This window comes from Pseudomonas sp. B14-6, assembly GCF_013260315.1.
In the GTDB taxonomy this organism is placed as follows: Bacteria; Pseudomonadota; Gammaproteobacteria; order Pseudomonadales; family Pseudomonadaceae; genus Aquipseudomonas; species Aquipseudomonas mandelii.
On sequence record NZ_CP053929.1, the window covers coordinates 6414600 to 6440683 of the forward strand.

General features: G+C 59.7%; 23 protein-coding genes and 1 pseudogene. 16 read left to right on the forward strand and 8 right to left on the reverse strand.

The window, feature by feature from the left end; genetic code table 11:
* Positions 1-42 precede the first annotated feature (42 nt).
* Positions 43-846 (forward strand): IclR family transcriptional regulator, encoded by an 804-nt coding sequence (locus HP062_RS29305; RefSeq protein ID WP_010461783.1) that lies wholly within the window; start codon positions 43-45, stop codon positions 844-846.
* On the opposite strand, the gene HP062_RS29310 is transcribed toward HP062_RS29305, so the two are convergent.
* The gene (locus tag HP062_RS29310) at positions 843-1895 is read right to left on the reverse strand and encodes an NAD(P)-dependent alcohol dehydrogenase (protein ID WP_145308719.1); all 1053 of its coding nucleotides are present in this window, start codon (positions 1893-1895) and stop codon (positions 843-845) included. The two genes, HP062_RS29305 and HP062_RS29310, sit on opposite strands and share 4 nt — an antisense overlap.
* A gap of 190 nt (positions 1896-2085) precedes the next feature.
* Here HP062_RS29310 and HP062_RS29315 point away from each other — a divergent pair, with 190 nt between their 5' ends.
* Entirely contained in the window at positions 2086-2976 is an 891-nt protein-coding gene (locus tag HP062_RS29315) for an AraC family transcriptional regulator (protein ID WP_172792434.1), read from the forward strand.
* Between the two features lie 99 nt (positions 2977-3075).
* Here HP062_RS29315 and HP062_RS29320 read toward each other — a convergent pair whose 3' ends face one another.
* Positions 3076-4740 carry an electron transfer flavoprotein-ubiquinone oxidoreductase gene (locus HP062_RS29320; RefSeq protein WP_010461777.1) on the reverse strand — a complete coding sequence of 555 codons (1665 nt, stop codon included), beginning with the start codon at positions 4738-4740 and terminating at the stop codon, positions 3076-3078.
* A gap of 549 nt (positions 4741-5289) precedes the next feature.
* Here HP062_RS29320 and HP062_RS29325 point away from each other — a divergent pair.
* The 10 genes from HP062_RS29325 to HP062_RS29370 all read left to right on the forward strand — a co-directional run bounded on the left by HP062_RS29325 (position 5290) and on the right by HP062_RS29370 (position 14817).
* A complete protein-coding gene (locus HP062_RS29325; RefSeq protein ID WP_010461775.1) occupies positions 5290-6039 on the forward strand; it encodes an electron transfer flavoprotein subunit beta/FixA family protein in 750 nt (249 codons plus the stop codon).
* Positions 6040-6969, forward strand: coding sequence for an electron transfer flavoprotein subunit alpha/FixB family protein (locus tag HP062_RS29330; protein WP_010461774.1), 930 nt, complete (start codon positions 6040-6042; stop codon positions 6967-6969).
* Between the two features lie 79 nt (positions 6970-7048).
* The gene (locus HP062_RS29335; protein ID WP_172792435.1) at positions 7049-7873 is read left to right on the forward strand and encodes an ABC transporter substrate-binding protein; all 825 of its coding nucleotides are present in this window, start codon (positions 7049-7051) and stop codon (positions 7871-7873) included.
* A 9-nt stretch (positions 7874-7882) separates the two neighbouring features.
* A complete protein-coding gene (locus HP062_RS29340) occupies positions 7883-8239 on the forward strand; it encodes a DUF4398 domain-containing protein (RefSeq protein WP_010461770.1) in 357 nt (118 codons plus the stop codon).
* Positions 8236-9048, forward strand: a complete 813-nt coding sequence (locus HP062_RS29345) for an OmpA family protein (protein WP_077747974.1) — start codon at positions 8236-8238, stop codon at positions 9046-9048. The genes HP062_RS29340 and HP062_RS29345 overlap by 4 nt, the downstream gene beginning before the upstream one ends.
* A 201-nt stretch (positions 9049-9249) precedes the next feature.
* The gene (locus tag HP062_RS29350) at positions 9250-10689 is read left to right on the forward strand and encodes a PLP-dependent aminotransferase family protein (protein WP_010461766.1); all 1440 of its coding nucleotides are present in this window, start codon (positions 9250-9252) and stop codon (positions 10687-10689) included.
* An 89-nt stretch (positions 10690-10778) separates the two neighbouring features.
* Positions 10779-11270 (forward strand): hypothetical protein, encoded by a 492-nt coding sequence (locus tag HP062_RS29355; protein ID WP_042932282.1) that lies wholly within the window; start codon positions 10779-10781, stop codon positions 11268-11270.
* 166 nt (positions 11271-11436) lie between these two features.
* Positions 11437-11691: a YkgJ family cysteine cluster protein gene (locus tag HP062_RS29360; RefSeq protein ID WP_010461764.1), complete on the forward strand. Its 255-nt coding sequence runs from the start codon at positions 11437-11439 to the stop codon at positions 11689-11691.
* A gap of 41 nt (positions 11692-11732) precedes the next feature.
* Positions 11733-12338 carry an START domain-containing protein gene (locus HP062_RS29365; RefSeq protein WP_010461763.1) on the forward strand — a complete coding sequence of 202 codons (606 nt, stop codon included), beginning with the start codon at positions 11733-11735 and terminating at the stop codon, positions 12336-12338.
* A 385-nt stretch (positions 12339-12723) separates the two neighbouring features.
* The gene (locus HP062_RS29370; RefSeq protein WP_010461762.1) at positions 12724-14817 is read left to right on the forward strand and encodes an LTA synthase family protein; all 2094 of its coding nucleotides are present in this window, start codon (positions 12724-12726) and stop codon (positions 14815-14817) included.
* A gap of 61 nt (positions 14818-14878) precedes the next feature.
* Here HP062_RS29370 and HP062_RS29375 read toward each other — a convergent pair whose 3' ends face one another.
* Complete coding sequence (locus tag HP062_RS29375; protein ID WP_169858239.1) at positions 14879-15037, reverse strand: DUF3309 family protein; 159 nt, start codon at positions 15035-15037, stop codon at positions 14879-14881.
* A gap of 280 nt (positions 15038-15317) precedes the next feature.
* Between HP062_RS29375 and HP062_RS29380 the strand changes: the two genes are divergently transcribed.
* The 3 genes from HP062_RS29380 to csrA all read left to right on the forward strand — a co-directional run bounded on the left by HP062_RS29380 (position 15318) and on the right by csrA (position 16860).
* Entirely contained in the window at positions 15318-16133 is an 816-nt protein-coding gene (locus HP062_RS29380; protein WP_010461756.1) for an SDR family oxidoreductase, read from the forward strand.
* 64 nt (positions 16134-16197) lie between these two features.
* The gene (locus tag HP062_RS29385; RefSeq protein WP_077747972.1) at positions 16198-16530 is read left to right on the forward strand and encodes a YnfA family protein; all 333 of its coding nucleotides are present in this window, start codon (positions 16198-16200) and stop codon (positions 16528-16530) included.
* A gap of 144 nt (positions 16531-16674) precedes the next feature.
* Complete coding sequence (gene csrA, locus HP062_RS29390; protein WP_010461752.1) at positions 16675-16860, forward strand: carbon storage regulator CsrA; 186 nt, start codon at positions 16675-16677, stop codon at positions 16858-16860.
* Between the two features lie 5 nt (positions 16861-16865).
* Here csrA and HP062_RS29395 read toward each other — a convergent pair whose 3' ends face one another.
* From HP062_RS29395 to mnmC, 5 genes and pseudogenes are all read right to left on the reverse strand, one after another.
* Positions 16866-17093, reverse strand: coding sequence for a YheU family protein (locus HP062_RS29395; RefSeq protein ID WP_010461751.1), 228 nt, complete (start codon positions 17091-17093; stop codon positions 16866-16868).
* Positions 17094-17287: 194 nt separating this feature from the next.
* Positions 17288-18478: an osmoprotectant NAGGN system M42 family peptidase gene (locus HP062_RS29400; RefSeq protein WP_010461749.1), complete on the reverse strand. Its 1191-nt coding sequence runs from the start codon at positions 18476-18478 to the stop codon at positions 17288-17290.
* Between the two features lie 161 nt (positions 18479-18639).
* Positions 18640-20387, reverse strand: a pseudogene (gene ngg, locus HP062_RS29405) (N-acetylglutaminylglutamine synthetase).
* Between the two features lie 3 nt (positions 20388-20390).
* Positions 20391-22163 (reverse strand): N-acetylglutaminylglutamine amidotransferase, encoded by a 1773-nt coding sequence (locus tag HP062_RS29410; protein ID WP_172792436.1) that lies wholly within the window; start codon positions 22161-22163, stop codon positions 20391-20393.
* Positions 22164-22362: 199 nt separating this feature from the next.
* Positions 22363-24342, reverse strand: a complete 1980-nt coding sequence (gene mnmC, locus HP062_RS29415) for a bifunctional tRNA (5-methylaminomethyl-2-thiouridine)(34)-methyltransferase MnmD/FAD-dependent 5-carboxymethylaminomethyl-2-thiouridine(34) oxidoreductase MnmC (RefSeq protein ID WP_172792437.1) — start codon at positions 24340-24342, stop codon at positions 22363-22365.
* Positions 24343-24525: 183 nt separating this feature from the next.
* Here mnmC and pap point away from each other — a divergent pair, with 183 nt between their 5' ends.
* Positions 24526-26049 carry a polyphosphate:AMP phosphotransferase gene (pap, locus tag HP062_RS29420; protein ID WP_077747970.1) on the forward strand — a complete coding sequence of 508 codons (1524 nt, stop codon included), beginning with the start codon at positions 24526-24528 and terminating at the stop codon, positions 26047-26049.
* Positions 26050-26084: the final 35 nt, after the last annotated feature.

Sequence of the window (26084 nt, forward strand, 5' to 3'; positions counted from 1 at the left end):
CATAATGCCGCCCGTTCACTCGCTCAACGGTAAAGGCTGGATATGCAGGAAGACGCCCCAAAAATCGCCAAGGACGCCGCGCCGACCGGCACTCAGACACTGCTTCGTGGCCTGGGTGTGGTTCAGGCCGTGGCCAGCGGCGCCCGCGATCTCAAGGAAATCGCCCGGCTGATCGGTACGACGCGCAGCACCACCCATCGTCTGGCCAGTTGCCTGGTGGACGAGCGTTACCTGCGCGTGGTGCCGCAAGTCGGTTACCTGCTGGGGCCGAAGCTGATCGAGCTGGGGTTCCAGGCGCGTGAAGAGTTGCCGCTGGTCACCCTGGCCGGGCCGTATCTGGACGAGTTGTCGGCGTTGACCGGCGACACCATTCACCTGGCGATTCGTGAAGGCGACGAGGTGCTGTATCTGCACAAGAATCCGGGGCGCAATGGCCCGGAAATGCGCTCGCGGGTCGGCCATCGCATGCCGTTGGCGCGCACCGGGATCGGCAAGGCCTTGATGCTGGATGACTCGCAGGAAGAATGGCAACGGCTGTACGAAGTCAGCCTGCCGGCGGGTGGGAAAAATCTGTTCTGGCCGCTGCACCCGGAGCAGTCCTGGGAGCAGTTTCAGCAGCGCATGGTCGAATACGTGGCCGGCGGTTATGCCTTCGATCTGGAAGATAACGAACCGTCGATTCGCTGTGTGGCGGCGCCGATCCGTGATGCCAGTAAACGAATCGTCGCCGCCATCAGCATCGCCAGCACCGTGCCGTACATGCCGCTGGAAAAAATGGCCGAGCTGATTCCCCTGATCAAAGGGGTCACGGCCCGGCTCTCGGCAGAACTCGGCGCGAAGGTTTAGACCTTCAACGTCGCCATGTCGATGACGAAGCGGTACTTCACGTCACCGGCGATCATGCGGGCGTAAGCCTCGTTGATCTGGCGGATGTCGAGCATTTCGATGTCGCAGGTGATGTTGTGCTCGGCGCAGAAATCCAGCACTTCCTGGGTTTCGGCAATGCCGCCGATCAGCGAGCCGGCCAACACGCGACGGCTCATCACCAGTTTGCCGGCGTGGACCGGTGGATCGACCGGTTCGATCAACCCCACCATAATGTGCACGCCGTCGAAACGAAGCGTATCGAGGTAGGGATTGAGGTCGTGCTGCACCGGAATGGTGTCCAGCAGGAAGTCGAAATGTCCTGCGGCGGCCTTCATCTGTTCGGCATCGGTGGACACGATCACGTGGTCCGCCCCTTGACGACGACCTTCTTCAGCCTTGCTCGCCGAGCGGGTGAACAGCGTGACTTCCGCGCCCATCGCCTTGGCGAACTTGATGCCCATGTGGCCGAGGCCGCCCATGCCGAGAATCCCGACCTTGTCGCCGGCCTTCACGCCGTAGTGCTTTAGCGGCGAGTAAGTGGTGATGCCGGCACAGAGGATCGGCGCGGCACTGGCCAGGTCGAGTTTCTCGGGGATGCGCACAACGAAATGCTCGCTGACCACGATGCTGTCGGAGTAGCCGCCCATGGTGTTGCTGCCATCGACCCGGTCCGGGGTGGCGTAGGTCATGGTCGGACCTTCGAGGCAGTATTGCTCGAGGTTGGACCGGCAGGCTTCGCAGCTGCGGCAAGAATCGACCATGCAACCGACACCGACCAGATCGCCGACTTTATGTTGGGTGACGTTCGCACCTATCGCTGTCACTTTGCCTACGATCTCGTGGCCGGGCATCAACGGGTAAACGGCAATGCCCCACTCGTTGCGGGCCTGATGGATGTCGGAATGGCAGACGCCGCAGTAGAGAATATCGATTGCCACATCGTCGGCCCTTGGGCTGCGGCGTTCGAATTTCACGGGGGCGAGGGGAGTGGTAGCCGACTGGGCGGCGTATCCGATGGCGGTGTACATGGTGAACCTCGCAAAAGCAATGACAAGTGAGGCGGCGCATTTTGGGCGCCGTACCTGCCACGGGCCATGGCGATTCCTCCGGGTGTCATGCCTATTCCTCCGGCATCAGCGTTCGTTTGATCAAATGGGCGATCAGACCTGCGATGATGCTTTCATACCTTTTTCCGCGACTTTTTTGTGAAGATTTCTCATGTTGTTAACCCGTCATCTTGATGCGAATGCCACGCTGGTTTCGCTGATCGAGCCCCTGACCACTCGCGATGGTTTCGCTCCTACGGCGTTGCCGGGCGTCCAGGTTTTACGGGCCAGTCGCGATGTGGCCCGTGGTCCGCAGATCTACGAGCCGAGCCTGGTGATCATCGCCCAAGGCAGCAAACTGGCGTATTTGGGGCCGCGCACGTTGGAGTACGGCGCCGGGCACTACCTGATTCAGGCATTGCCGGTGCCGTTTGAGTGCGAAACGTTTTCGGCGCCGGATGGGCCGATGCTCGGGGTGTCCATCGCCATCGACCGAGTGTTGCTCGGTGAGTTGGTGTTGGCCATGGGCCTGGTGCCGGGGCGCACGGTTCCTGCGCAAACACTGGAGTCCATGACGTCGGCGGTGCTCGACGATGCGATGCGTGGTTGCGTGGAGAGGCTGTTGCGTTGCCTGCACGATACGCTGGAATGCCAGGTCATGGGGCCGGCGCGGTTGCGGGAATTGTTGTTCGTCGCGTTGCGCGGTCCGCAAGCCGATGTGTTGCGTGCGCTGGTGGAGCAGCAAGGGCAGTTCGCCCGGATTGCAGCCTCGCTCAACCATCTGCACGGACATTTCACCGAGCCGTTGAATGTGGAAACCCTGGCCAGTTGCGCGAACATGAGCGCGTCGACCTTCCATGAGCATTTCAAGCGCAGCACGTTGTTGTCGCCGGTGCAGTATTTGAAGCGCTTGCGCTTGCTCAAGGCGCAGCAGTTGTTGCTCGCCGAGGGTTTGGGCGTGGCGCAGGTGGCGCATCGGGTCGGGTATCAAAGCACGTCGCAGTTCAGTCGTGAGTACAAGCGCTACTTTGAGCGTAGTCCGGGGGATGAGCGCACTGCCTGAGTGGGTAGTGGTTCCTCCTACAGGGGATTATGGTGTGGGGTAAATGGCGGGCAACAAAAAGGCCCCCATTCCGGGAGCCTTGATGTTCAGGCGTTCGGCTTACATGTTCGGGTAAGTCGGGCCGCCAGCACCTTCCGGCGCCACCCACGTGATGTTCTGTGCAGGGTCCTTGATGTCGCAGGTCTTGCAGTGAACGCAGTTCTGGGCGTTGATCTGGAAGCGCTTCTCGCCGTCTTCCTTGGTCACCACTTCGTACACGCCGGCCGGGCAGTAGCGCTGGGCAGGCTCATCGTACAGCGGCAGGTTCTTGGCGATCGGAATGCTCGGATCGGTCAGCTTCAGGTGGCACGGCTGCTCTTCTTCGTGGTTGGTACCGGAGATGAACACCGAGCTGAGTTTGTCGAAGCTGATCTTGCCGTCCGGTTTCGGGTAGTCGATCTTCTTGCAGTCGGCCGCCAGCTTCAGGCAAGCGTAATCAGGCTTGGTGTCGTGCAAGGTGAACGGCAGTTTGCCGCCGAAGATGTTCTGGTCCAGCCAGTTGAAACCACCGCCGACGATGGCGCCGAACTTGTGGATCGCCGGACCGAAGTTGCGGCTGGCGAACAGTTCGTCGTAGAGCCAGCTCTTCTTGAAGGCGTCGACGTAAGTGGTCAACTCTTCGGTGCCGTCTTTTTCAGCGAAAAGCGCCTCGGCCACGGACTCAGCGGCGAGCATGCCGGATTTCATGGCGGTGTGGCTGCCTTTGATCTTGGCGAAGTTCAGGGTGCCCAGGTCGCAACCGATCAGTGCGCCGCCCTTGAATACCATCTTCGGCAGCGAGTTCAGGCCACCTTTGCAGATGGCACGAGCGCCGTAGCTGATGCGCTTGCCGCCTTCCAGGTACTGCTTGAGCACCGGGTGATGCTTGAGGCGCTGGAACTCGTCGAACGGCGACAGGTAAGTGTTGCTGTAGGAGAGATCAACGATCAGGCCGACGACCACTTGGTTGTTTTCCAGGTGGTAGAGGAACGAGCCACCGGTGTTCTCGGTGCCCATGATGTCCATCGGCCAACCGGCGGTATGGACCACCAGGCCTGGTTGATGCTTGGCCGGATCGACTTCCCAGATTTCTTTCAGGCCGATGCCGTAATGCTGGGCGTCGGCTTCGCTGTCGAGGTTGAAGCGCTTGATCAGCTGCTTGCCGATGTGGCCACGGCAACCTTCGGCGAACAGCGTGTACTTGCCGCGCAGTTCCATGCCAGGGGTGTACAGACCTTCCTTCGGTTGGCCTTCACGGTCAACGCCCAGATCACCGGTGATGATCCCGCGAACCACGCCGTTCTCGTCGAACAGCGCTTCCTGAGCGGCGAAGCCTGGGTAGATTTCTACGCCCAGGTTCTCGGCCTGCTGGGCCAGCCAACGGCACAGGTTGCCCAGGGAGATGATGTAGTTGCCATCGTTGTGCATGGTCTTGGGCACAAAGAAGTCAGGAATTTTTTGCGCGCTGTCGGCGTTTTTCAGAACGAAGATGTCATCGCGGGTCACTGGTGTGTTCAGCGGGGCGCCGAGCTCCTTCCAGTCCGGGAACAATTCGTTCAGGGCGCGGGGTTCGAAGATCGCGCCGGACAGGATGTGTGCGCCGACTTCGGAGCCTTTTTCGACCACGCAGACGCTGATTTCCTTACCGGCTTCAGCAGCCTTCTGCTTCAAGCGGCAGGCGGCGGAAAGACCCGCGGGGCCGGCACCGACGATGACCACGTCGAATTCCATGTATTCGCGTTCCACAGGTTATCTCCTACTCAAGGCTCAACAGTTTTTTTTCTAATTGGAGGTTTGGTGTCGCATCCATGAATTCCTGCGCAATGCGCGGAACAGGACAATCGATTGACCACCTTTCTCTCTGGGTGGCGCATTATATCTACACCACTCCTAGCGTCCAATACAAACGTTTGTTTGAATTGGCTCAAAGCCAGAGAAATCAAAGTCACGCGGCTTATGAACGGCTATTTTGCCGTATTGACCGGAATAGGCGTTCCGGTCAAGATACGGTCGGTTTTGCGCTCGCCGTAGGCTGACTGTTGGGTTCAAGAGCACCTCTAAAGACAGGGCGATGGCAGTACAGGGTGATGCGCAGCGCAGTTTTGGTGCGCAGTTTACACGCCGCGATAATGAATGACTCGTCGGTCACCACTGACGAACGGTCATCACGCCTCGTGAGCAAGGTTCACTCGATACACCTGCCAGCGTTTTTAGAGGTGCCCTTGCGCCGATGAGCATCAAACCGCCAGGTTCGCCTAGGCGACTTTCTTTTCACCGGAGAGTAACGAGGAATCCATGAAGGTTCTTGTAGCTGTCAAACGCGTTGTGGATTACAACGTCAAGGTTCGCGTCAAGGCGGACAATTCCGGCGTCGACCTCGCCAACGTCAAGATGTCGATGAACCCGTTCTGCGAAATCGCAGTGGAAGAAGCCGTGCGCCTGAAAGAGAAAGGCGTTGCGACTGAAATCGTCGTCGTCTCCATCGGCCCGACCACCGCTCAAGAGCAACTGCGCACAGCGCTGGCTCTGGGTGCTGACCGCGCCATCCTCGTCGAATCCGCTGAAGATCTGACTTCCCTGGCCGTTGCCAAGCTGCTCAAGGCTGTTGTCGACAAGGAACAGCCTCAGCTGGTGATCCTTGGCAAACAAGCCATCGACAGCGACAACAACCAGACTGGCCAGATGCTTGCTGCATTGAGCGGCTACGGTCAGGGCACCTTCGCTTCGAAAGTCGAAGTGTCCGGCGACACCGTTGCCGTGACCCGCGAAATCGACGGCGGCGCGCAGACGGTTTCCCTGAAACTGCCGGCCATCGTCACCACCGACCTGCGTTTGAACGAGCCGCGCTACGCGTCCCTGCCAAACATCATGAAAGCCAAGAAGAAGCCTCTCGAAGTGCTGACTCCGGACGCTTTGGGCGTTTCCACCGCCTCCACCAACAAGACCGTGAAAGTCGAAGCGCCGGCTGCACGCAGCGCGGGTATCAAGGTCAAGTCGGTGGCTGAACTGGTCGAGAAACTGAAAAACGAAGCGAAGGTAATCTAAATGACTATCTTGGTTATTGCTGAACACGACAACAAAGTAGTGGCCCCGGCCACGCTGAATACCGTGGCTGCCGCTGCCAAAATCGGCGGTGACATCCACGTTCTGGTTGCCGGCCAGGGCGTTGGCGCCGTGGCTGAGGCCGCTGCGAAAATCGCTGGCGTGGCGAAAGTGCTGGTGGCCGACAACGCCGCCTACGCTCATCAATTGCCGGAAAACGTCGCGCCGCTGGTAGCCGAGCTGGGCGCTGGTTACAGCCATATCCTGGCTGCCGCCACTTCCAACGGCAAAAACATCCTGCCGCGCGTTGCCGCTCAGCTGGACGTTGACCAGATCTCCGAGATCATCTCGGTCGAAAGCGCTGACACGTTCAAGCGCCCGATCTACGCCGGTAACGCTATCGCGACCGTTCAATCGAACGCTGCAGTGAAAGTGATCACCGTGCGTGCCACCGGTTTCGACCCGGTTGCCGCTGAAGGTGGTTCGGCGTCGGTTGAAGCCGTTGCTGCTGCCCATGACGCTGGCACTTCCAGCTTCGTTGGCGAAGAACTGGCCAAGTCCGATCGTCCGGAACTGACCGCTGCCAAGATCGTCGTTTCCGGCGGCCGCGGCATGCAGAATGGCGACAACTTCAAACACCTGTACGCCCTGGCCGACAAGCTGGGCGCTGCCGTGGGTGCTTCCCGCGCCGCGGTCGACGCAGGTTTTGTACCCAACGACATGCAGGTCGGTCAGACCGGCAAGATCGTTGCTCCACAGCTGTACATCGCCGTCGGTATCTCCGGCGCGATCCAGCACCTGGCCGGCATGAAAGACTCCAAAGTGATCGTTGCGATCAACAAGGACGAAGAAGCGCCGATCTTCCAGGTGGCCGATTATGGCCTGGTGGCTGACCTGTTCGAAGCCATCCCCGAGTTCGAGAAGCTGGTCTAATCCAGTCGCTTGACTTATAAAGAGCCCGACCTTTTGGTCGGGCTTTTTTTTGTTCCGGATTTGAGTGGAGAGTGTTGCCATGGATTTGCGTCGCGTGGGTGGCTGGTCATTACTGCTGGGGCTGACGGTGCTGCCGGCGCTAGCCGTGGCGGCAGGCAAGTGCGAACGCCTGGTGGTGACCGGAAGCCCGGACGCGCCGCCGTACTTGTGGCAAGACCCGCAAAACCCCAAGTACCTGATCGGCGCCAGCGCAGACCTGTTGCAACACGTGGCAGGGGAGTTGGGCATCAAAGTCGAACTGCTTTACGCCGGCAAGCGCGCCCAGGCCCTGGACGAAGTGCGCAGCGGACGCATGGACATGCTGGCCGACGCGCCGTTGACCGTCAGCGAGCTGGACACCCTGGATTACATCCATCCGCCGTTGCTGGAAAACGACTATCTGGTCTGGACCCGAAAAAACTCGGCATTGGTCTATAACCAGGCGCAAGACCTTCACGGCCATCCGGGTGCCGTGTCGGAAAAGTCTCGAATGACCCAGGCATTCGGCACTTTCGCCGACCAGCAATTGACCCTCGTGCGTACCCCGAACCTGACCCAGGCCTTTCAGAAACTGCTGCTGGGCGAGGTGGAGTTTGTCCTCGCCGGACGCTACTCGGGCATGGCCGCCGCGCAATCGCTGAGCATGGCCAACGACCTGATCGCTCTTCCCCAACCGGTCGACAAACCTGGCCTGTTCCTCGCGGTTTCCCATAACTCCGCCTGCAACGATCCGTGGTTGCGCGGACAGCTGGCCAAAAAGATGACAGAATTGCCCGCGTCCGGACTGACGGAAAGCGTGCTGCAACGCAATATTGAGCGTTGGACAGCGCAGCAACAGCAACCCGTCAGTACCCCAAAACAGTAGGGATTTTTAGTGAGTATTCGACCTCTTTTCGCTGCCCTGGCCGTTCTGGCTCTGGCGGGTTGTGCAGCCGATCCGGCGCCGAATGAACAAATACGCTTGACCGAACAGGCGCTTGAACAAGCCAAAGCCGTAGGCGCCACCGCCGCCGACGTGCCGGAACTCAAACTGGCCGAAGACAAGTTTTCCCGTGCCCAGGGCGACATGACGGATCAGTCCTACAGGCATGCGCGCATGCGGGCCGAGCAGGCTGAACTGGACGCGCGTCTGGCTGAAGCCAAGGTGCTGACCCTCAAGAGTGAGGAGCAGTTGAATGTGCTCAATACCCGCATCACTCGCCTGCGTAAGCAGCTGGGAGATGCCCAATGAGCCTCAAGTCCAAAGCACTCGGCGGATTGATCCTCGCAGGTTGTGCAAGCCTTTACGGCTGCGCCGGCCAACACAGCGAAACTGCATTGCAGCAGGCCGGGACTGACTTCCAGAAGGTCAAGGAAGACTCCAACGTGCTGCGAATCGCGCCCAAGGACGTGATTCGTGCCGGTGAATCCCTGGCCCGTGCTGATCGTCTTTCCAGTTACTGGGGCAGCGGCTCGGATGTGGTGCATTACGCCTACCTGAGCCAGCGCTACAGCGAAATTGCCCGTGAGCACACCAATCAGGTGCTCAACGAAGAGCGCGCGGCGAAGCTCGAACTGGAACGTCAGCGCCTGCAACTGGCCTTGCGCGAGTCCAAATTGCTCAGCGTGCAGCAGCAAGGCAAGTGGCTCGAAGAACAGATTGTTGCCCTGGCAACCACCCAGACCGACCGTGGCCTGGTGATGACCCTGGGCGACGTGCTGTTCGACACCGGCGAAGCGGAGTTGAAGAATTCGGCGAACCGCGTGGTCCTGAAGATCGTGCAGTTTCTGCAGCTCAACCCCAAGCGCGTGGTCCGTATCGAGGGCTACACCGACAGCACAGGCGGCAAGCAGGACAACCTCAAGTTGTCCCGTGACCGTGCGCAATCGGTGGCGAACGTGCTGATGGACCTGGGTATCGACGACAAACGTATCAAAGTCGAAGGCTACGGCGATGAATACCCGGTGGACGTGAATGCTTCCGAGCGTGGTCGTGCACAGAACCGTCGGGTGGAAATTGTGTTCTCCGACGAAAAAGGCCAGCTCGGCGCCGCCCGCTAAGGGCTGCGTTACTGGAAAACCCGGCCTGCCTGACAGCGCCGGGTTTTTTTGCGCCTGCCAATTGGCTCTCAAAACAGTACAGTTTTTGCTGACACTGCACTGTACGGTCGACTATTGTGGCAACTGTCCCAGTACACTTCTAAACTGTTCCGGTATTGTTTCACACAAGAATAAAATGCCCGTGAAATCGAGTGCTGCGTCATGACCAATCTCTTGCTCTACCAACGTATTGCTCAGCAACTGGCCGAAGATATCCGTCGTGGTGTCTATCAACCGGGGGAACGCGTGCCTTCGGTGCGCAAGATGAGCTCGCAGCTCAACGTCAGCCATGCGACTGTTTTGCAGGCTTACGCCAATCTCGAGGATCAAGGGCTGATCCGCGCCCGGCCGCAGTCGGGTTACTACGTGCACCAGACGCCGGCCCTGACGGCGCCCACGCCGGACATCGCCCGGGTCGAGCGGCCCGGCCTGGTCACCCGTAGCAGCATCATTCAGCAAGTGCTGGTCGAATCCCGCCGCGAGGGTGTTTTTCCCTTGGGCGCAGCGGTGCCGAGCGTCGATTATCTGCCGGTCCGCGCCTTGCACCAGCAATTGGCAAAAGTCACCCGTTTCCATAGCCCGCGTGCCTTCAGCTACATGTTCAGCCCCGGTTTTGAACCGTTGCGCCGGCAGGTGGCGATCCGCATGCGTGATGCCGGCGTGGTGGTCGATCCGTCCGAAGTGGTGATCACCCACGGCTGTGTCGATGCATTGCAGATGTCTCTTCGCGTGCTGACCCGGCCGGGCGACCTGATCGCCGCCGAATCGCCGACTTATTACGGTTTGCTGCAACTGGCCGACTTGCTGGGTCTCAAAGTCATCGAGATCCCCAGCGACCCGGCGACTGGCATGAGCCTCGAAGCCCTGCAATTGGCGGCCAACCAGTGGTCGATCAAGGCGCTGGTACTGACCACGCGTCTGAGTAATCCACTGGGCGGTACCATGCCCGAAGAGCGGCAGAAACAACTGCTGCGCCTGGCCTCGGATTTCGATATCCAGATCGTTGAAGACGACATCTACGGCGAGTTGATGTTCGAACAAGGCCGGACCAAATCGCTCAAGGCCTACGATCGGCTGGATCGGGTGATTTATTGCTCGAGCTTCTCCAAGACCCTGTCACCGGGCGTGCGGATTGGCTGGATGATTGCCGGCAAATACCAGCAAGAGATTCAGCGTTTGCAAACGTTCAGCACGCATTCGGCGTGCAGCGTCACGCAGATGGGCATCGCCGCGTACCTGGAGAATGGCGGTTACGACCGTCACTTGCGCTACATCCGTCAGGAATACCGCAAGAACCTGAGCGCCTTCCAGTTGGCCGTGCAGCAGTATTTCCCGGAAGGCACGCAGATGACCCGGCCAACAGGCGGTTTCATTCTGTGGGTCAGTCTGCCGGGGCGGGTCAACACTCAGGAACTGCATGTGCGTGCCTTGCAGCAGGGCATCAGTATCGCGCCGGGGCTGATTTTCAGTAACACCGAGCAGTTCAATCACTGCATCCGCTTGAACTGTGGAACGCCCTGGAACCGTGAAGCCGAGCGCGCATTGATGACGTTGGGAATGTTGGCGACTCAGCTGTGCCAGGAGACGACCAGCGGTTTCTGACAAGCGCGTCGGTCGTTTCGTACACGTGCTTGTCATGTTGCGTACAACAGGCGAGCATATGGCCCTCTGCCGTTAGCGTCGTTGGTTCCATGAAACCGATTTTTCCTGCCGCCTGCCTATCGATCTGCCTCCTCTTGACCGTTAATGTCCAAGGCGTCATGGCGGCTTCGACTCAGGAAAAGCCGGCAGCCAGCGCAACAACGTCGAAAAAACCAGTTGCCGCGAAGAAAACTACTGCGGTGAAAAAAAACGTCGCGCCAGTCAAAAAGAAACCGGCTGTGCTGAAAAAGCGGCCGCCGATTGCTTCAAAGTCTAAATCGGCCCGAGAAGTGGCGAAGACTCAGCTCCCTTCCGCCGATCTGGACCTGAGCCTGCCTAAAGATTTGGTCGAAGAGCTGAAACCGGTCGGTACGGTCCCTATGCCACGACGCGACTCCGTGTTGCCGGAGATGTTCGGTGACAAGAACAGTCAATTTCAGCTCAACGGCCGGCTGCTCAGCAACGAAATGCAGTTGCAACTGCGCAATGAAGAGCGCCGGGACGTCGAAGGCGCAGCGCTGGATTTCGAGTTCAAACAGTAAATCTGCACTGATTCGTGACCCGCGACCCAGACGCTTTGTCGGAGACTGGTCAGTCACGTTCGTTTGAGCGTAAAAACCCCGGTCCAGGTAATTTAAAACAGCTGTTTTAGCGGTTACTCTGTGCCCCGTCCATTAACACATCACCCGTCGCGAGGAGCTTGTCGTCATGAAATGCCGTGAAGGCTGTGGCGCCTGTTGCATTGCCCCTTCCATCAGTTCACCGATTCCCGGCATGCCCAATGGCAAAGCCGCTGGCGAACGTTGCATCCAACTGTCTGTCGATAACCTGTGCAGCATTTTCGGCGATCCACAACGTCCTGCCGTATGTTCGGCGTTTGAAGCCGACGTTGAAGTCTGCGGAAGCAGCAGTGACGAAGCGATCAAGCTGCTGGGATGGTGGGAGCAGATGACGGCTGCATGATGTGTCCTGAGAACGGAACTTCAACAAAAAGGAATAAGACTATGGGTTCGCTGCATCGAATGGCTGTGCTGTGTGGTTTGACGGTGGTGCTGGCCACCACGGCTGCACAGGCCGAGGACTGGAAAGTCGCCAAGAATGAAGACGGCATCAAGGTGTCCCTGAGTGAAGTGGCCGGTTCCGATTACAAAGCGTACCAGGGCGTCACCCTGATGAAGACCACCATGGCCAAATTGCGCGCGCTGCAGGAAGACGTGGCAGGCGCCTGCACTTGGATTCACGACTGCAAGACCCAGAAGCTGCTCAAGCACGAAGGTGATCAGAACTGGACCTACACCCAGTTCAATACCCCGTGGCCGGTGACTCCGCGTGATTCGGTGTTGCATATCACCACCACCGAAGGCGCCGACGGCAGCCTGACCCGCAAGCTTGAAGGCGTGCCGAAGTACGTGGCTGAGGAAAAGGGCTTCGTGCGAGTCACCAAGGTCGATGGTTTCTGGAAGTTCGTCCCCAAGGGTGACCAGATCGAAGTGACCTACCAGGTGCACACCGAGCCAGGCGGCAGCATCCCATCGATGGTCGCCAACAAGTTCGTGGTCGATGCGCCATTCAACACGCTCAAGGCCCTGAAAGAGCGCGCCGAGAAGTAATCGCACGCTGTTTCATGAAGCGCCCCGACCTCTCGGGGCGTTTTTTATTGGGCAATCGTCAGTTATGCGCAATCCATGTGGGAGCGAACCGGCTCGCGATAGCGGTTTCTCATCCGAAAGAGGTGTCGACTGATCCACCGCTATCGCGAACAGGCCGGCTCTCACCGGAATATTTTGTTTCCAGATATACGTTGCACGAAATTTTCACAACGCCTCCAAGACAATTCGCCCGCGTCAGCCTGCCGGGCACTAATCAATGGCAATGCTGCGGGTGATCGTGCAACATTTGCGCACCGCGCAAGCCCCGGGGCCGTGAACTGGCCAACAGAGGGCAGGGCGCCGCTTTATTTTTGAAACTTCAACTTCCAATGGGTCCTAAAACGACATGGCAAACCCGGACGCCCTGAGTCAGCAGCGAGCTTCTAGTCGCCTGCTGCAACCGACCGTCAAATCGCACCTGGCCTACACGCTGCTGTGCGCCATGGTCATGATGGTCATGTTCAGCCTGCTGCGCGTTGCGCTGCTGGTCTACAACCGCGAAATGATCCAGGATTCACCCGCCTCGACCTTCATCGAGGCGTTTGCCAATGGTCTGCGTTTCGACCTGCGCCTGGTGGTCTACCTCTGCATTCCGCTGATTCTGGCACTGTTCAGCGCCCGGGCCATGGCCGCTCGCGGGTTCTTCCGCTTCTGGCTGACCATCGCAGCGAGCACCGCGCTGTTCCTGGGCCTGATGGAGATGGATTTCTACCGCGAGTTCCACCAGCGCCTCAATGGCTTGGTCTTCCAATATGTGAAGGAAGACCCGAAAACCGTGATGAGCATGCTCTGGTACGGTTTTCCTGTGGTTCGCTACCTGCTGGCCTGGGCTTTCGGCACGTTGATCCTGACCCTCGCGTTCAAGGGCGCCGACCGCGCGACCCGTCCTCGCGGCCCGTTCAGTGGCGGCAGCATCGGCGCGCGCCAGATCGCCCCGTGGTATACGCGAGGCGTCGTGTTCGTGGTCTGTCTGCTGGTTTGCGTGGTTGCCGCTCGTGGCACCCTGCGTCAGGGCCCGCCGCTGCGTTGGGGTGACGTCTACACCACCGATTCGAACTTCGCCAACCAGTTGGGCCTCAACGGCACCCTGTCGCTGATCGCGGCGGCCAAGAGCCGGATGTCCGAAGAGCGCGACAACATCTGGAAAGCCACGCTGGACCAACCAGTGGCTCAGCAGACCGTCCGCGATATGTTGCTGACCCCAAGCGACAAACTGGTGGATGGCGAAACCGCTGCCGTGCGTCGTAACTACTCTCCGGCCGCTGACAAGACCCTGCCGATCAAGAACGTCGTTGTGATCCTGATGGAAAGCTTCGCCGGTCACTCGGTGGGCGCGCTGGGTCGTCCGGGTAACGTCACGCCGTACTTCGACAAGCTGTCCAAAGAAGGCCTGTTGTTCGACCGCTTCTTCTCCAACGGCACCCATACCCACCAGGGCATGTTCGCCACAATGGCCTGCTTCCCGAACCTGCCGGGCTTCGAATACCTGATGCAGACCCCGGAAGGCAGCCACAAACTGTCCGGCCTGCCACAGTTGCTCAGCGCCCGTGACTACGACGATGTGTACGTCTACAACGGTGACTTCGCCTGGGACAACCAGTCGGGCTTCTTCAGCAACCAGGGCATGACCAACTTCATCGGGCGTAACGACTTCGTTAACCCGGTGTTCTCCGACCCGACCTGGGGCGTGTCTGACCAGGACATGTTCAACCGGGGTCTGGAAGAGTTGAAGGCCCGCGACGGCAAGGACAAAAAACCGTTCTATGCCTTGCTGCAAACCTTGTCCAACCACACGCCTTACGCCTTGCCGACGCCTTTGCCGGTCGAGCGCGTGACCGACCGTGGCAGCCTCAACGAACATTTGACCGCCATGCGCTACTCCGACTGGGCGCTGGGTCAGTTCTTCGAGCAGGCGCGTAAAGAGCCGTACTTCAAGGAAACCCTGTTCGTGGTGGTCGGCGACCATGGTTTCGGCAACGAGCAGCAGATCACCGAAATGGACCTGGGCCGATTCAACGTACCGATGCTGCTGATCGGGCCGGGCGTGCAGGAAAAATTCGGCCAGGTTGACCACACCGTGGGCACCCAGATCGACATCGTGCCGACCATCATGGGGCGTATCGGTGGCGACGTGATTCACCAGTGCTGGGGGCGTGACTTGCTGAACCTGCCGGAAGGCGACAAGGGCTTCGGCGTAATCAAGCCATCGGGCAGCGATCAAACCGTAGCGTTGCTGACCGCGGATCGCGTGTTGGTGCTGCCTAAGGAAATGCCGCCCAAGTTGTATCAGTACGAACTGGGCGCCAATTCGAAAGGCGAACTGATCCCGGCGTCGGCTGACGAAGCGGCCCTCAAGCAGAAACTCGAGTCGTTCATCCAGACGGCCACCAAGAGCCTGATCGACAACACCGCCGGTGTGGTTGACGGCAAGCCGGACTAAGCTTTCGGCGCAATAAAAAAGAGGCCCTTCGAGGGCCTCTTTTTTTTTGCCTGTTAAATCTTTATATCTTGCCAAGTAACAGCAGAATCAACAGCACCACCAACACCACGCCGATGATACCCGACGGGCCATAACCCCAACTTCTGGAGTGTGGAAAGACCGGCAAACCACCTACCAGCAGGAGAATCAGAATTACGATAAGAATTGTGCCCATGTCTATTTCCTTGTTGGAAGTGTTCTGGAATGACCTAGCTTTTAACTGTCAGTCGGACTGCAATAAACCCGAGCTGCTTACAAAATCCGACTGTCGCGTGCGTCGGAAAATTCCAAGTTTTTTTAATGTTTTTCGAAGAAAGCCTTATTTCGTTTTTGGCGGTGTTAGTTGATTCCGGCGCTCCCTCGGTTTGCTCGGACCATTCAGCAATCTGATGGAGCGTGGGTCGCGCGATGTCCTTCGCTACACTCAGCGCATCTTCCCCAGAACAACAAGGCTGTTTGCTATGCAAAATCGCATGATGATCACTGGCGCGGGCTCAGGCCTGGGTCGCGAAATCGCGCTGCGCTGGGCGCGTGAAGGCTGGCAGCTGGCCTTGTCGGACGTCAGCGAACCCGGTCTGCAGGAAACCCTGAAGCTGGTTCGCGAAGCGGGTGGCGACGGTTTTATCCAGCGTTGCGATGTGCGCGATTACAGTCAACTGACCGCTTTCGCCCAGGCCTGCGAAGAGAAACTTGGCGGCATCGATGTCATCGTCAACAACGCTGGCGTGGCCTCGGGCGGGTTCTTCAGTGAACTGTCCCTGGAAGATTGGGACTGGCAGATCGCGATCAACCTGATGGGCGTGGTCAAGGGCTGCAAGGCCTTCCTGCCGCTGCTGGAAAAAAGCAAAGGCAAAATCATCAACATCGCGTCCATGGCCGCTCTCATGCAAGGCCCGGCCATGAGCAACTACAACGTGGCCAAGGCCGGCGTAGTGGCCCTGTCCGAAAGCCTGCTGGTCGAATTGGCGCAACAGGAAGTGGGCGTGCACGTGGTCTGCCCGTCGTTCTTCCAGACCAACCTGCTGGATTCCTTCCGTGGCCCGACTCCGGCCATGAAAGCCCAGGTCGGCAAACTGCTGGAAAGTTCGCCGATCACCGCGACGGACATTGCCGATTACATCTATGAGCACGTCGCCGCCGGTGAATTCATGATCCTGCCCCACGAACAGGGCCGCATGGCCTGGGCACTCAAGCAGAAGAACCCGCAACTGCTTTACAACGAAATGACCACCATGGCCGACAAAATGCGCGCCAAGGCTAAACAAAACGCAGGCTGAACTTGCCCGTGCGCAACACCGTCGTTAGGGTGGCCGCAACCGGTCATCCTTACGAGACGTATGCATGCTCAATTACCTGTGGTTTTTCCTTGCGGCGCTGTTCGAAATCGCCGGCTGCTTCGCCTTCTGGATGTGGCTGCGCCAAGGTAAGAGCATGTGGTGGGTGGTGCCGGCGCTGCTCAGCCTGACGTTGTTCGCGCTGTTGCTGACCCGTGTCGAGGCGACTTACGCCGGTCGCGCCTATGCCGCCTATGGGGGCATTTACATCGTCGCCTCGATCGGTTGGCTGGCGGTGATCGAGCGAGTTCGTCCCCTGGGCTCAGACTGGCTGGGCGTGGCGCTGTGCGTGATCGGGGCCAGTGTGATTCTGTTCGGCCCGCGTTTCTCTGCTTCCTGAAGCGGCATTCAAACGATTTGTCAGACGTTTCCGTAAGGGGCATCTTCCTGCGCTGTAGGGCGGGACTGATTTGCCGCTGTTGCATTGAAGAGCGGCTGCGGGCCGGGCATCTTCGAGGGCCGGTAACCCTGAAGGATGAATGCCATGCTTGTACTCAGTCGCGTTGTGGGCGAGATGATTTCCATCGGTGACAACATTTCAGTGCGCATCATCGCCGTCAACGGAGGCAGCGTGCGCTTCGGTGTCGAAGCGCCACAAAACGTCAATGTGCACCGGGCCGAGGTCTACGATCGCATCCAGGTCAAACTGGCGAAAACCAAAAGACGCTGAGCGCCTCAGTCGAACAGGTGCTTGGGCACATCGTGCTTGAGCATCAACTGGCATTGCTCGCTGTCCGGATCAAAAACGATCAGCGCCTGCCCCTTGGTCAATGCCTGGCGAACACGCAATACGCGGGTTTCCAGCGGCGTGTCGTCACCATTGTCCGTACCGTCGCGGGTCACGAAGTCCTCGATCAGGCGGGTCAGGGTGTCGACTTCAAGTTGGTCGTAGGGAATCAGCATAGGCACCTCGGCTAAACAATGGCGCGATGCTACGGCGAATGATCGGTTGCGGCTAGCCCGGGACCTGATGTGGTACCTGATACACCGCCTTCGCGGGCAAGCCTCGCTCCTACTGGTTATGTGTCGATGCACGAAACCTGTAGGAGCGAGGCTTGCCCGCGAAGGCGATCTCTCAGACGCTGAAAAAGCCAGGGTCAGCTGTCTGTTCGTTGCCCCACCAGACTATCCACCGACGGCACCCGCGTATCGCTTTCCATCTGCGTGTCGTGCTCGATTTGATGACTGAACCGGTCCAGCGAGCCCTTTGCCGGCTGCGCATCACTGGCAAATACCGGCGGGCTCAGAATGTAGGCGCCGAGTAGACGACTCAGCGCCGCCAGGCTATCGATGTGCGTGCGCTCGTAACCGTGAGTGGCATCGCAGCCGAAGGCGAGCAGGGCGGTGCGGATGTCGTGCCCGGCGGTGACCGCCGAATGCGCATCGCTGAAGTAATAGCGAAACAGGTCGCGGCGCACCGGCAACTCGTTTTCACTGGCTAACCTGAGCAAGTGCCGCGACAGGTGATAGTCGTAAGGCCCGCCGGAATCCTGCATCGCCACGCTCACCGCGTGTTCGCTGGAATGCTGGCCGGGCGCAACCGGCGCGATGTCGATGCCGACGAATTCGCTGACGTCCCAAGGCAACGCAGCCGCCGCGCCGCTGCCGGTTTCCTCGGTGATGGTGAACAGCGGATGACAATCGATCATCAACTCCTCACCGCTGTCGATGATCGCTTTCATCGCCGCCAGCAGCGCCGCAACACCCGCCTTGTCGTCGAGGTGACGGGCGCTGATGTGACCGCTTTCGGTGAACTCCGGCAGCGGGTCGAAGGCGACGAAATCGCCCACGCTGATCCCCAGGGAATCGCAGTCGGCGCGGGTGGCGCAGTAAGCGTCCAGACGCAACTCAACGTGATCCCAGCTGATCGGCAATTCATCTACGGCGGTGTTGAATGCGTGCCCGGAAGCCATCAGCGGTAACACGCTGCCGCGAATCACACCGTTGTCGGTGAACAGGCTGACGCGGCTGCCCTCGGCAAAACGACTGGACCAGCAACCGACCGGGGCGAGGGTCAGGCGACCGTTGTCTTTCACCGCGCGGACCGCGGCGCCGATGGTGTCGAGGTGAGCGGAGACCGCACGGTCCGGGCTGTTTTTCTTGCCCTTGAGCGTGGCGCGGATGGTGCCGCGCCGGGTCATCTCAAAGGGAATGCCCAATTCTTCAAGGCGTTCGGCGACGTACCGCACGATGGTGTCGGTAAAGCCGGTCGGGCTGGGAATGGCGAGCATTTCCAGCAGGACTTTTTGCAGGTAATTGAGATCCGGTTCGGGAATTTTGCTGGTCATGGAAACTCCTGATGAGTAAAGAACATCGATGGTTTCGATGAGGGAAAAGTTGGGTGCCTGACCTGGCACCTTCGCGAGCAAGCGTCGCTCCTACAGGTAATACGCGTTTCTTTGTAGGAGCGAGGCTTGCCCGCGAAGGCGTCAGTCCAGCCGACCCGTGACTAGGAAACTGCCGGCTGACTGTGCGGAAACAGCAAATCCACAAACCGCTCGGCCGTCGGCTGCGGTTCATGGTTGGCCAGCCCGGCGCGTTCGTTGGCTTCGATAAACACGTATTCCGGTTGATCGGCGGCAGGCACCATCAGGTCGAGCCCGACCATGGGAATGTCCAGCGCCCGCGCAGCCCGTACGGCGGCATCGATCAGGGTCGGATGCAAGATCGCCGTGACATCCTCCAGAACGCCACCGGTATGCAGATTTGCCGTACGCCTGACGAACAGATGCTCACCTGCCGGCAGAATACTGTTGTAGTCATAACCCGCCGCCTGCAGCGTGCGCTCGGTCTCATGGTCCAGCGGGATTTTGCTTTCACCGCTGGTGGCCGCCTGCCGACGCCGACTCTGCGCTTCGATCAGCGCGCCGATGGAATGCTGACCATCGCCCACCACCTCGGCAGGCCGGCGAATCGCCGCGGCGACCACCTCGAAACCGATCACCACAATCCGCAAATCGAGACCTTCGTGGAAACTTTCCAGCAGCACGCGGCTGTCGAACTGCCGGGCTGATTCGATGGCTTGCTGGACCTCTTCAATCGTCCGCAAATCCACCGCGACGCCTTGACCTTGCTCACCATCCAAAGGCTTGACCACCACCCGCTCGTGCTCGTCGAGAAACGCCAGGTTGTCGTCGGCGTTGCCGGCCAGCTGCTGCGAGGGCAGGTTCAAACCGGCGGCCTTGAGCACTTTGTGCGTCAGGCTTTTGTCCTGGCACAGGCTCATGCTGATGGCGCTGGTCAGGTCGCTCAGGGATTCGCGGCAACGCACCCGGCGTCCGCCATGGCTGAGGGTGAACATCCCGGCGTCGGCATTATCGACGTGCACATCGATGCCGCGTCGATGGGCTTCCTCGACAATGATCCGCGCATAGGGGTTGAAATCGGCCTCAGGCCCAGGACCCAGAAACAGCGGCTGGTTGATGCCGTTCTTGCGCTTGATGGCGAAGGTCGACAGGTTGCGAAAACCAAGCTTGGCGTAGAGACTTTTCGCCTGCCGGTTGTCGTGCAACACCGACAGGTCCAGGTAACTCAGCCCACGGCTCATGAAGTGCTCGATCAAATGCCGCACCAGCACTTCACCGACGCCCGGCCGCGAGCAGTGCGGATCGACCGCCAGGCACCACAGGCTGCTGCCGTTCTCCGGGTCGTTGAACGCTTTGTGATGGTTGAGGCCCATGACGCTGCCGATGATCGCGCCGCTGTCTTCATCTTCCGCCAGCCAATACACCGGGCCGCCCTGATGTCGCGGCGTCAGCAAATTCGCATCAATGGGCAACATGCCGCGCGCCTGGTACAGCTGATTGATCGCCTGCCAATCAGTCTCGCTTTGCGCCCGGCGAATGCGAAAGCCGCGAAACACCCGGGTTGACTGACGGTAATCGCTGAACCAAAGACGCAAGGTGTCGGAAGGGTCGAGGAACAGTTGCGCCGGTTCCAGCCCCAATACTTGCTGGGGGCGGCCACGTACAAGGCGATGTCGCGCTCACCGGGCTGCTCGTTGAGCAACTCTTGCGCCAGGCTCGCCGCGTCCGGGAAGGTATGGCCGATCAGCAACCGGCCCCAGCCGCAATGCACCGCAATCGGCGCCGCGCCGAGTTCACTGCCGTCTTCGGCCAGCCGTGCCTGCAAACGTTCATAGGAGGGGGACTGACCGCGCAACAAGCGTTGGCTGTAAGCCGTGGCGTGGGGTTTCATCGATCAGATTCCTTGTTCACTGAGCCACAGGTTCAGCGCCGCCAATTGCCACAGCTTGGAGCCGCGCAACGGAGTCAACTGGCCTTGCGGATCGGTCAGCAGGCGGTCGAGCATGGCCGGGTTGAACAGGCCGCGATCCTGGCTTGGATCGAGCAGCAGTTCGCGCACCCAGTTCAGCGTATCGCCCTGCAAATGCTTGAGGCCCGGCACCGGAAAGTAACCTTTCTTGCGGTCAATCACTTCGCTTGGAATGACCAGTCGAGCAGCCTCTTTCAAGACTTGCTTGCCACCGTCCGGCAGTTTGAATTTGCCCGGCACCCGGGCCGACAATTCCACCAGGCGATAGTCGAGAAACGGTGTGCGCGCTTCCAGGCCCCAGGCCATGGTCATGTTGTCGACACGTTTGACCGGGTCGTCCACCAACATGATCGTGCTGTCCAGACGCAGGGCTTTATCCACCGCCGCCTCGGCGCCGGGCTGTGCGAAATGTTCCTTCACGAAGTCACCGGCAGCGTCATTGGCCGTCAGCCATTTCGGTTGCACGGTGGCGGCGTAATCCTCGTAGCTGCGATCGAAGAACGCATCGCGATAGGCCGCGTACGGATCGGCGGCGCCATCGACTTGTGGGTACCAGTGATAGCCGGCGAACAACTCGTCCGCGCCCTGGCCGCTCTGCACCACTTTGCAATGCTTGGCCACTTCCCGTGACAGCAGGTAGAAGGCGATGCAGTCATGGCTGACCATCGGCTCGCTCATGGCGCGGAACGCCGCGGGCAGTTGTTCGATGATCTCTTTTTCGTCGATGCGCAGTTGATGGTGCTGCGTGTTGTAGTGTTTGGCGATCAAGTCCGAATACTGGAACTCATCACCACGTTCGCCGCCGGCATCCTGGAAACCGATAGAGAAGGTCGACAGGTTTTCCACGCCGACTTCACGCAACAGACCCACCAGCATGCTCGAATCGACACCGCCCGACAGCAGTACGCCGACGTCCACGGCCGCACGTTGACGGATCGCCACCGCGTCGCGGGTGCTGTCGAGTACACGGTCACGCCAGTCTTCGAGCGTCAGGTTCATCTCGTCGGCGTGTGGGCCGTAAGGCAGGGTCCACCAGGTTTTCTGCTCAGTGGTGCCGTCCGCTTCGATGCGCATCCAGGTGGCCGGTGGCAGTTTTTCGATGCCGGCCAGCAAGGTGCGCGGTGCCGGGACCACGGCGTGGAAATTCAGATAGTGATTGAGTGCCACCGGATCGAGGATCGGGTTGATGTCGCCGCCTTTGAGCAACGCCGGCAGCGCCGAGGCAAAGCGCAGGCGCTGGCCGGTGCGCGACAGGTACAGCGGCTTCACGCCGAGACGGTCACGCGCGATAAACAGGCGCTTGGCGTCGCGTTCCCAGATCGCGAAGGCGAACATGCCATTGAGTTTCGGCAGCAGTGCCTCGCCCCAGGCGTGATAACCCTTGAGCAGCACTTCGGTGTCACCACCGGAATAGAAGGAATAACCGAGGCTTTCCAGTTCGGTGCGCAGTTCCGGGTAGTTGTAGATCGCGCCATTGAAGGCCAGGGACAAACCCAATTGGTTGTCGACCATCGGCTGCGCCGAACCGTCCGACAGGTCCATGATTTTCAGGCGACGGTGGCCCAGGGCAATCGGCCCCTGGCTGTGAAAGCCCCACGCGTCAGGGCCGCGAGGGGCCAGGTGATGGGTGATTCGTTCAACGGCTGCAAGGTCCGCAGGTTGATGATCAAAGCGTAACTCGCCAGCTAATCCGCACATAAAGTCCTTACCGGTTTTTCCGTTGGGGAGGGTCAATCGATACCCGCCAAAAACGGCGGGTACTCAGAAACTGACCCGGTGGGATCGCGGGAGTTTTAGATCGATAAGTAATAAGAGGGAATGTGCAGGGAGGCGCCTTCAGCCGAAAACGCCGGTCCGCACCCGATAGATCGATCAATTAAACCGTCAGAATGCGGATTCATTTACCCCGAATCAGGCGCCGCAAGGCGAAACGATTCGGATGGCACGCCTCGGCCACGGCTCTGGGTAATGGCAGCGGTTCGTTGTCGAGCCAGGCCGCGAGCAACTCGCCTGACAACGGCGCGGTAATCAGCCCTCGTGAGCCGTGGCCGCTGTTGACGTACAAACCGTCCAGCCATGGACATGGGGTGTCTGGCGTTTGCCGGGCGTCCTTGCTCAGGGCGATGTAGGCGTCGGCGAAGGCATGGCGATCAGACAAAGGGCCGACAATTGGCAGGTAGTCGGGGCTGGTGCAGCGGAACGCCGCGCGACCTTCAAGTGCCTCGGGTCGCAGGGCCTCTGCGCCGAGTCGGGCGACCAGATCCACCGAGATTTCTTCGAGCATCTGCAGGTTGCCGGCATGCTCGGCCGTGGTGGGCGTCAGGTCGTCGTTGTTGAAATCAAAACTGGCACCCAGGGTGTGTTCACCCAGGCGGGCGGGCGCGACATAACCTTCGGCGCATACCACGGTGCTCAGGCTCTGGCTTGCAGGTGTTTGGGGCAGGCGGGTGATCTGTCCACGAATCCGTTTGAGCGGCAAGTCGCTGCTGAAGTCGAAACGCTTGATCTCGGCGGCGCCGGCCAGCACCACCACCGCTGCGTTGGCCAGCAGCTTGTGACCCTCCCACGCTTGCCATTGCCCTTCGACACGACGCAGTTCCAGTACATCGTGATGGGGCAGGAACCGGATATTCGGATGCGCCGCTTGCCATGCGCACAGGGCGGGCGGATGCACCCAACCGCCTTCGGGGTAAAACAGGCCACCCGATTGCAACGCGATGCCCGCGCGGATCTGCGCGTGTTGCTGATCGAGTGTGTGCAGCAAATCCTCGGGAAACGCCGCCGCCAGTTGTGCCTGACGTTCGGCTTCCTTGGCGTTGAAGGCCAGTTGCAGCACACCGCAATCGTCCCAGTCGACGCCTCGGTGCAAGTGCTCAAGCAAACGCCGGGTGTGACCGAAACCACTGACAATCAACTGTGACAAGGCCGTGCCATGGGCCGAGAGCTTGAGGTACAACACGCCCTGTGGATTGCCCGACGCTTCCTGTGCCAGCGCATCGTGGCGCTCCAGCAAACTGACTTGCCAGCCCCGTGCCGCCAGGCTGGCGGCGGTTGCGCAACCGGCCAGTCCTGCGCCAATCACCAAGGCGTGACGTTCGCCGGTCAACGGCGTTGGGCGGGCAAACCAGGGTTTCGCAACGACAGGCGTGGGGGTTTCTGCAGGCCAGCCCAGAAACACACCGCGCAGGATTTCCCATTTGTGACCGATGCCGGGCGTGCGCTTCATCTTGAAGCCCGCCGCGTTCAACAGACGGCGCACCCAACCGGTGCTGGTGAACGTGCTAATGGTCGAGCCGGGCGCTGCCAATCGAGCCAGTTCGGCAAACAACTCGGCGGTCCACATGTCGGGATTTTTCGCCGGGGCAAAACCGTCGAGAAACCACGCATCAATCTGCGCGTCCAGTTGCGGCAATTGCTCCAGCGCATCGCCGATCAGCAACGTCAGGGTCACACGACCGTTGTCCAAGACCATTCGCTGGAAGCCTTGATGGATCGCCACGTATTGCGCCAGCAATTGATCGGCAAACGGCTTGAGCTCCGGCCACAAAGCCAGCGCACGCTGCAGGTCTGGCTGGCTCAGCGGGTACTTTTCGACACTGATAAAGTGCAGGCGTGCACCGGCCACGGCGTGCTGTTCGAACAACTGCCAGGCGCAGAGGAAGTTAAGTCCGGTACCGAAACCGGTTTCGCCAATGACCAGTCGACCGCCGTCGGGCAACGCGGCGAAGCGTTCACGCAAACCGTTCTGTTCGAGAAATACGTAGCGGGTCTCTTCAAGGCCTGACTTGTCCGAAAAATAGACATCGTCGAACACCCGCGAATACGGGCGACCCTGGTCGTCCCAGTCGAGTTGGGCGTGAGGCAATACAGGTTTCATGGCAGGCTCGGAAACGGCAAGGCGGCCATTCTAGCTGATCGAGGTGGTGATGCCTGATCCATGGCAGTGTCGGGTAGTGGTGCCACAGGCAATCGCCACAAAAAGCCGACCGCCAAGGAATTTTCTGTGATGACGGACAGCCCAATCCGCTAGTCTTGGCGCAATCAGGAAAGGGAGTCGTCCATGTTCGAATCTGCTGAAATCGGTCACGCCATCGACAAAGAAACCTACGACGCTGAAGAACCGGCACTGCGTGAAGCGTTGCTCGAAGCGCAGTTCGAACTTCAACAGCAAAAGCGCTTTCCGGTGATCGTCCTGATCAACGGCATTGAAGGCGCCGGGAAGGGCGAGACGGTCAAGTTGCTCAACGAGTGGATGGACCCGCGTCTTATCGAAGTCCGCACTTTCGATCAGCAGACCGATGAAGAGCTGGCGCGACCTCCGGCCTGGCGCTACTGGCGGATGCTCCCGGCCAAGGGGCGCATGGGGATTTTCTTCGGCAACTGGTACAGCCAGATGCTCCAGGGCCGGGTCCATGGACTGTTCAAGGACGCGGTACTGGATCAGGCGATCAACCAGTCGGAGCGCTTTGAAAAGATGCTCTGCGACGAAGGCGCGCTGATTTTCAAGTTCTGGTTTCACCTCTCCAAGAAGCAGATGAAGGCGCGCCTCAAGGCGCTCGCCGACGACCCTTTGCACAGCTGGCGCATCAGTCCGCTGGACTGGCAACAATCCCGGACTTACGACAAGTTCGTGAAGTACGGCGAGCGCGTGTTGCGTCGCACCAGCCGCGACTACGCGCCCTGGCACGTGATTGAAGGCGTGGATGTGCATTACCGCAGTCTGGCGGTGGGCAAGATCCTGCTCGAAGGCCTGCAAAGTGCCTTGAAACGATCCAGAATCCATCCCGCCAAGGTCAACGCTGCGCCGCTGCCGATCCATGTCGATCAGCTCAACCTGCTCGACAGCCTCGATTTGAGCCAGCGTCTGGACAAGGAAGATTACGAAGAACAACTGATTACCGAGCAGGCGCGATTCTCGGGCCTGATGCGTGACAAACGCATGCGCCAATTCGCCTTGATCGCAGTGTTCGAAGGCAATGACGCGGCGGGCAAGGGCGGTGCAATCCGGCGCGTGGCCGCGGCGCTCGATCCACGTCAGTACAGCATCGTGCCGATTGCCGCGCCCACCGAGGAAGAACGGGCGCAACCGTATTTGTGGCGCTTTTGGCGGCACATTCCGGCCAAGGGCAAATTCACCGTATTCGATCGCTCGTGGTATGGCCGGGTATTGGTCGAGCGCGTCGAAGAACTCTGTCCGCCCGCCGACTGGCTGCGGGCCTACAGCGAGATTAACGACTTCGAAGAGCAGATTTCCGAATCGGGCGTCATCGTGGTCAAGTTCTGGCTGGCCATCGACAAGGAAACGCAACTGGAGCGTTTCGAATCCCGTGAAGACATTCCCTTCAAGCGTTTCAAGATCACTGAAGACGACTGGCGCAATCGGGACAAGTGGGACGCTTACCGCGCGGCCGTCGGCGACATGGTTGACCGCACCAGCACGGAAATCTCGCCATGGACGCTGGTGGAGGCCAATGACAAGCGCTGGGCCCGGGTCAAGGTCCTGCGCACGATCAACCTGGCGCTGGAAGCCGCGTTCGAAAAATCCGACAAGCACGACAAGAAGGCCAAAAAACGCAAGTCGTGAGCCGATGGTTGCGCATACGCGGGGTGAATGATTGT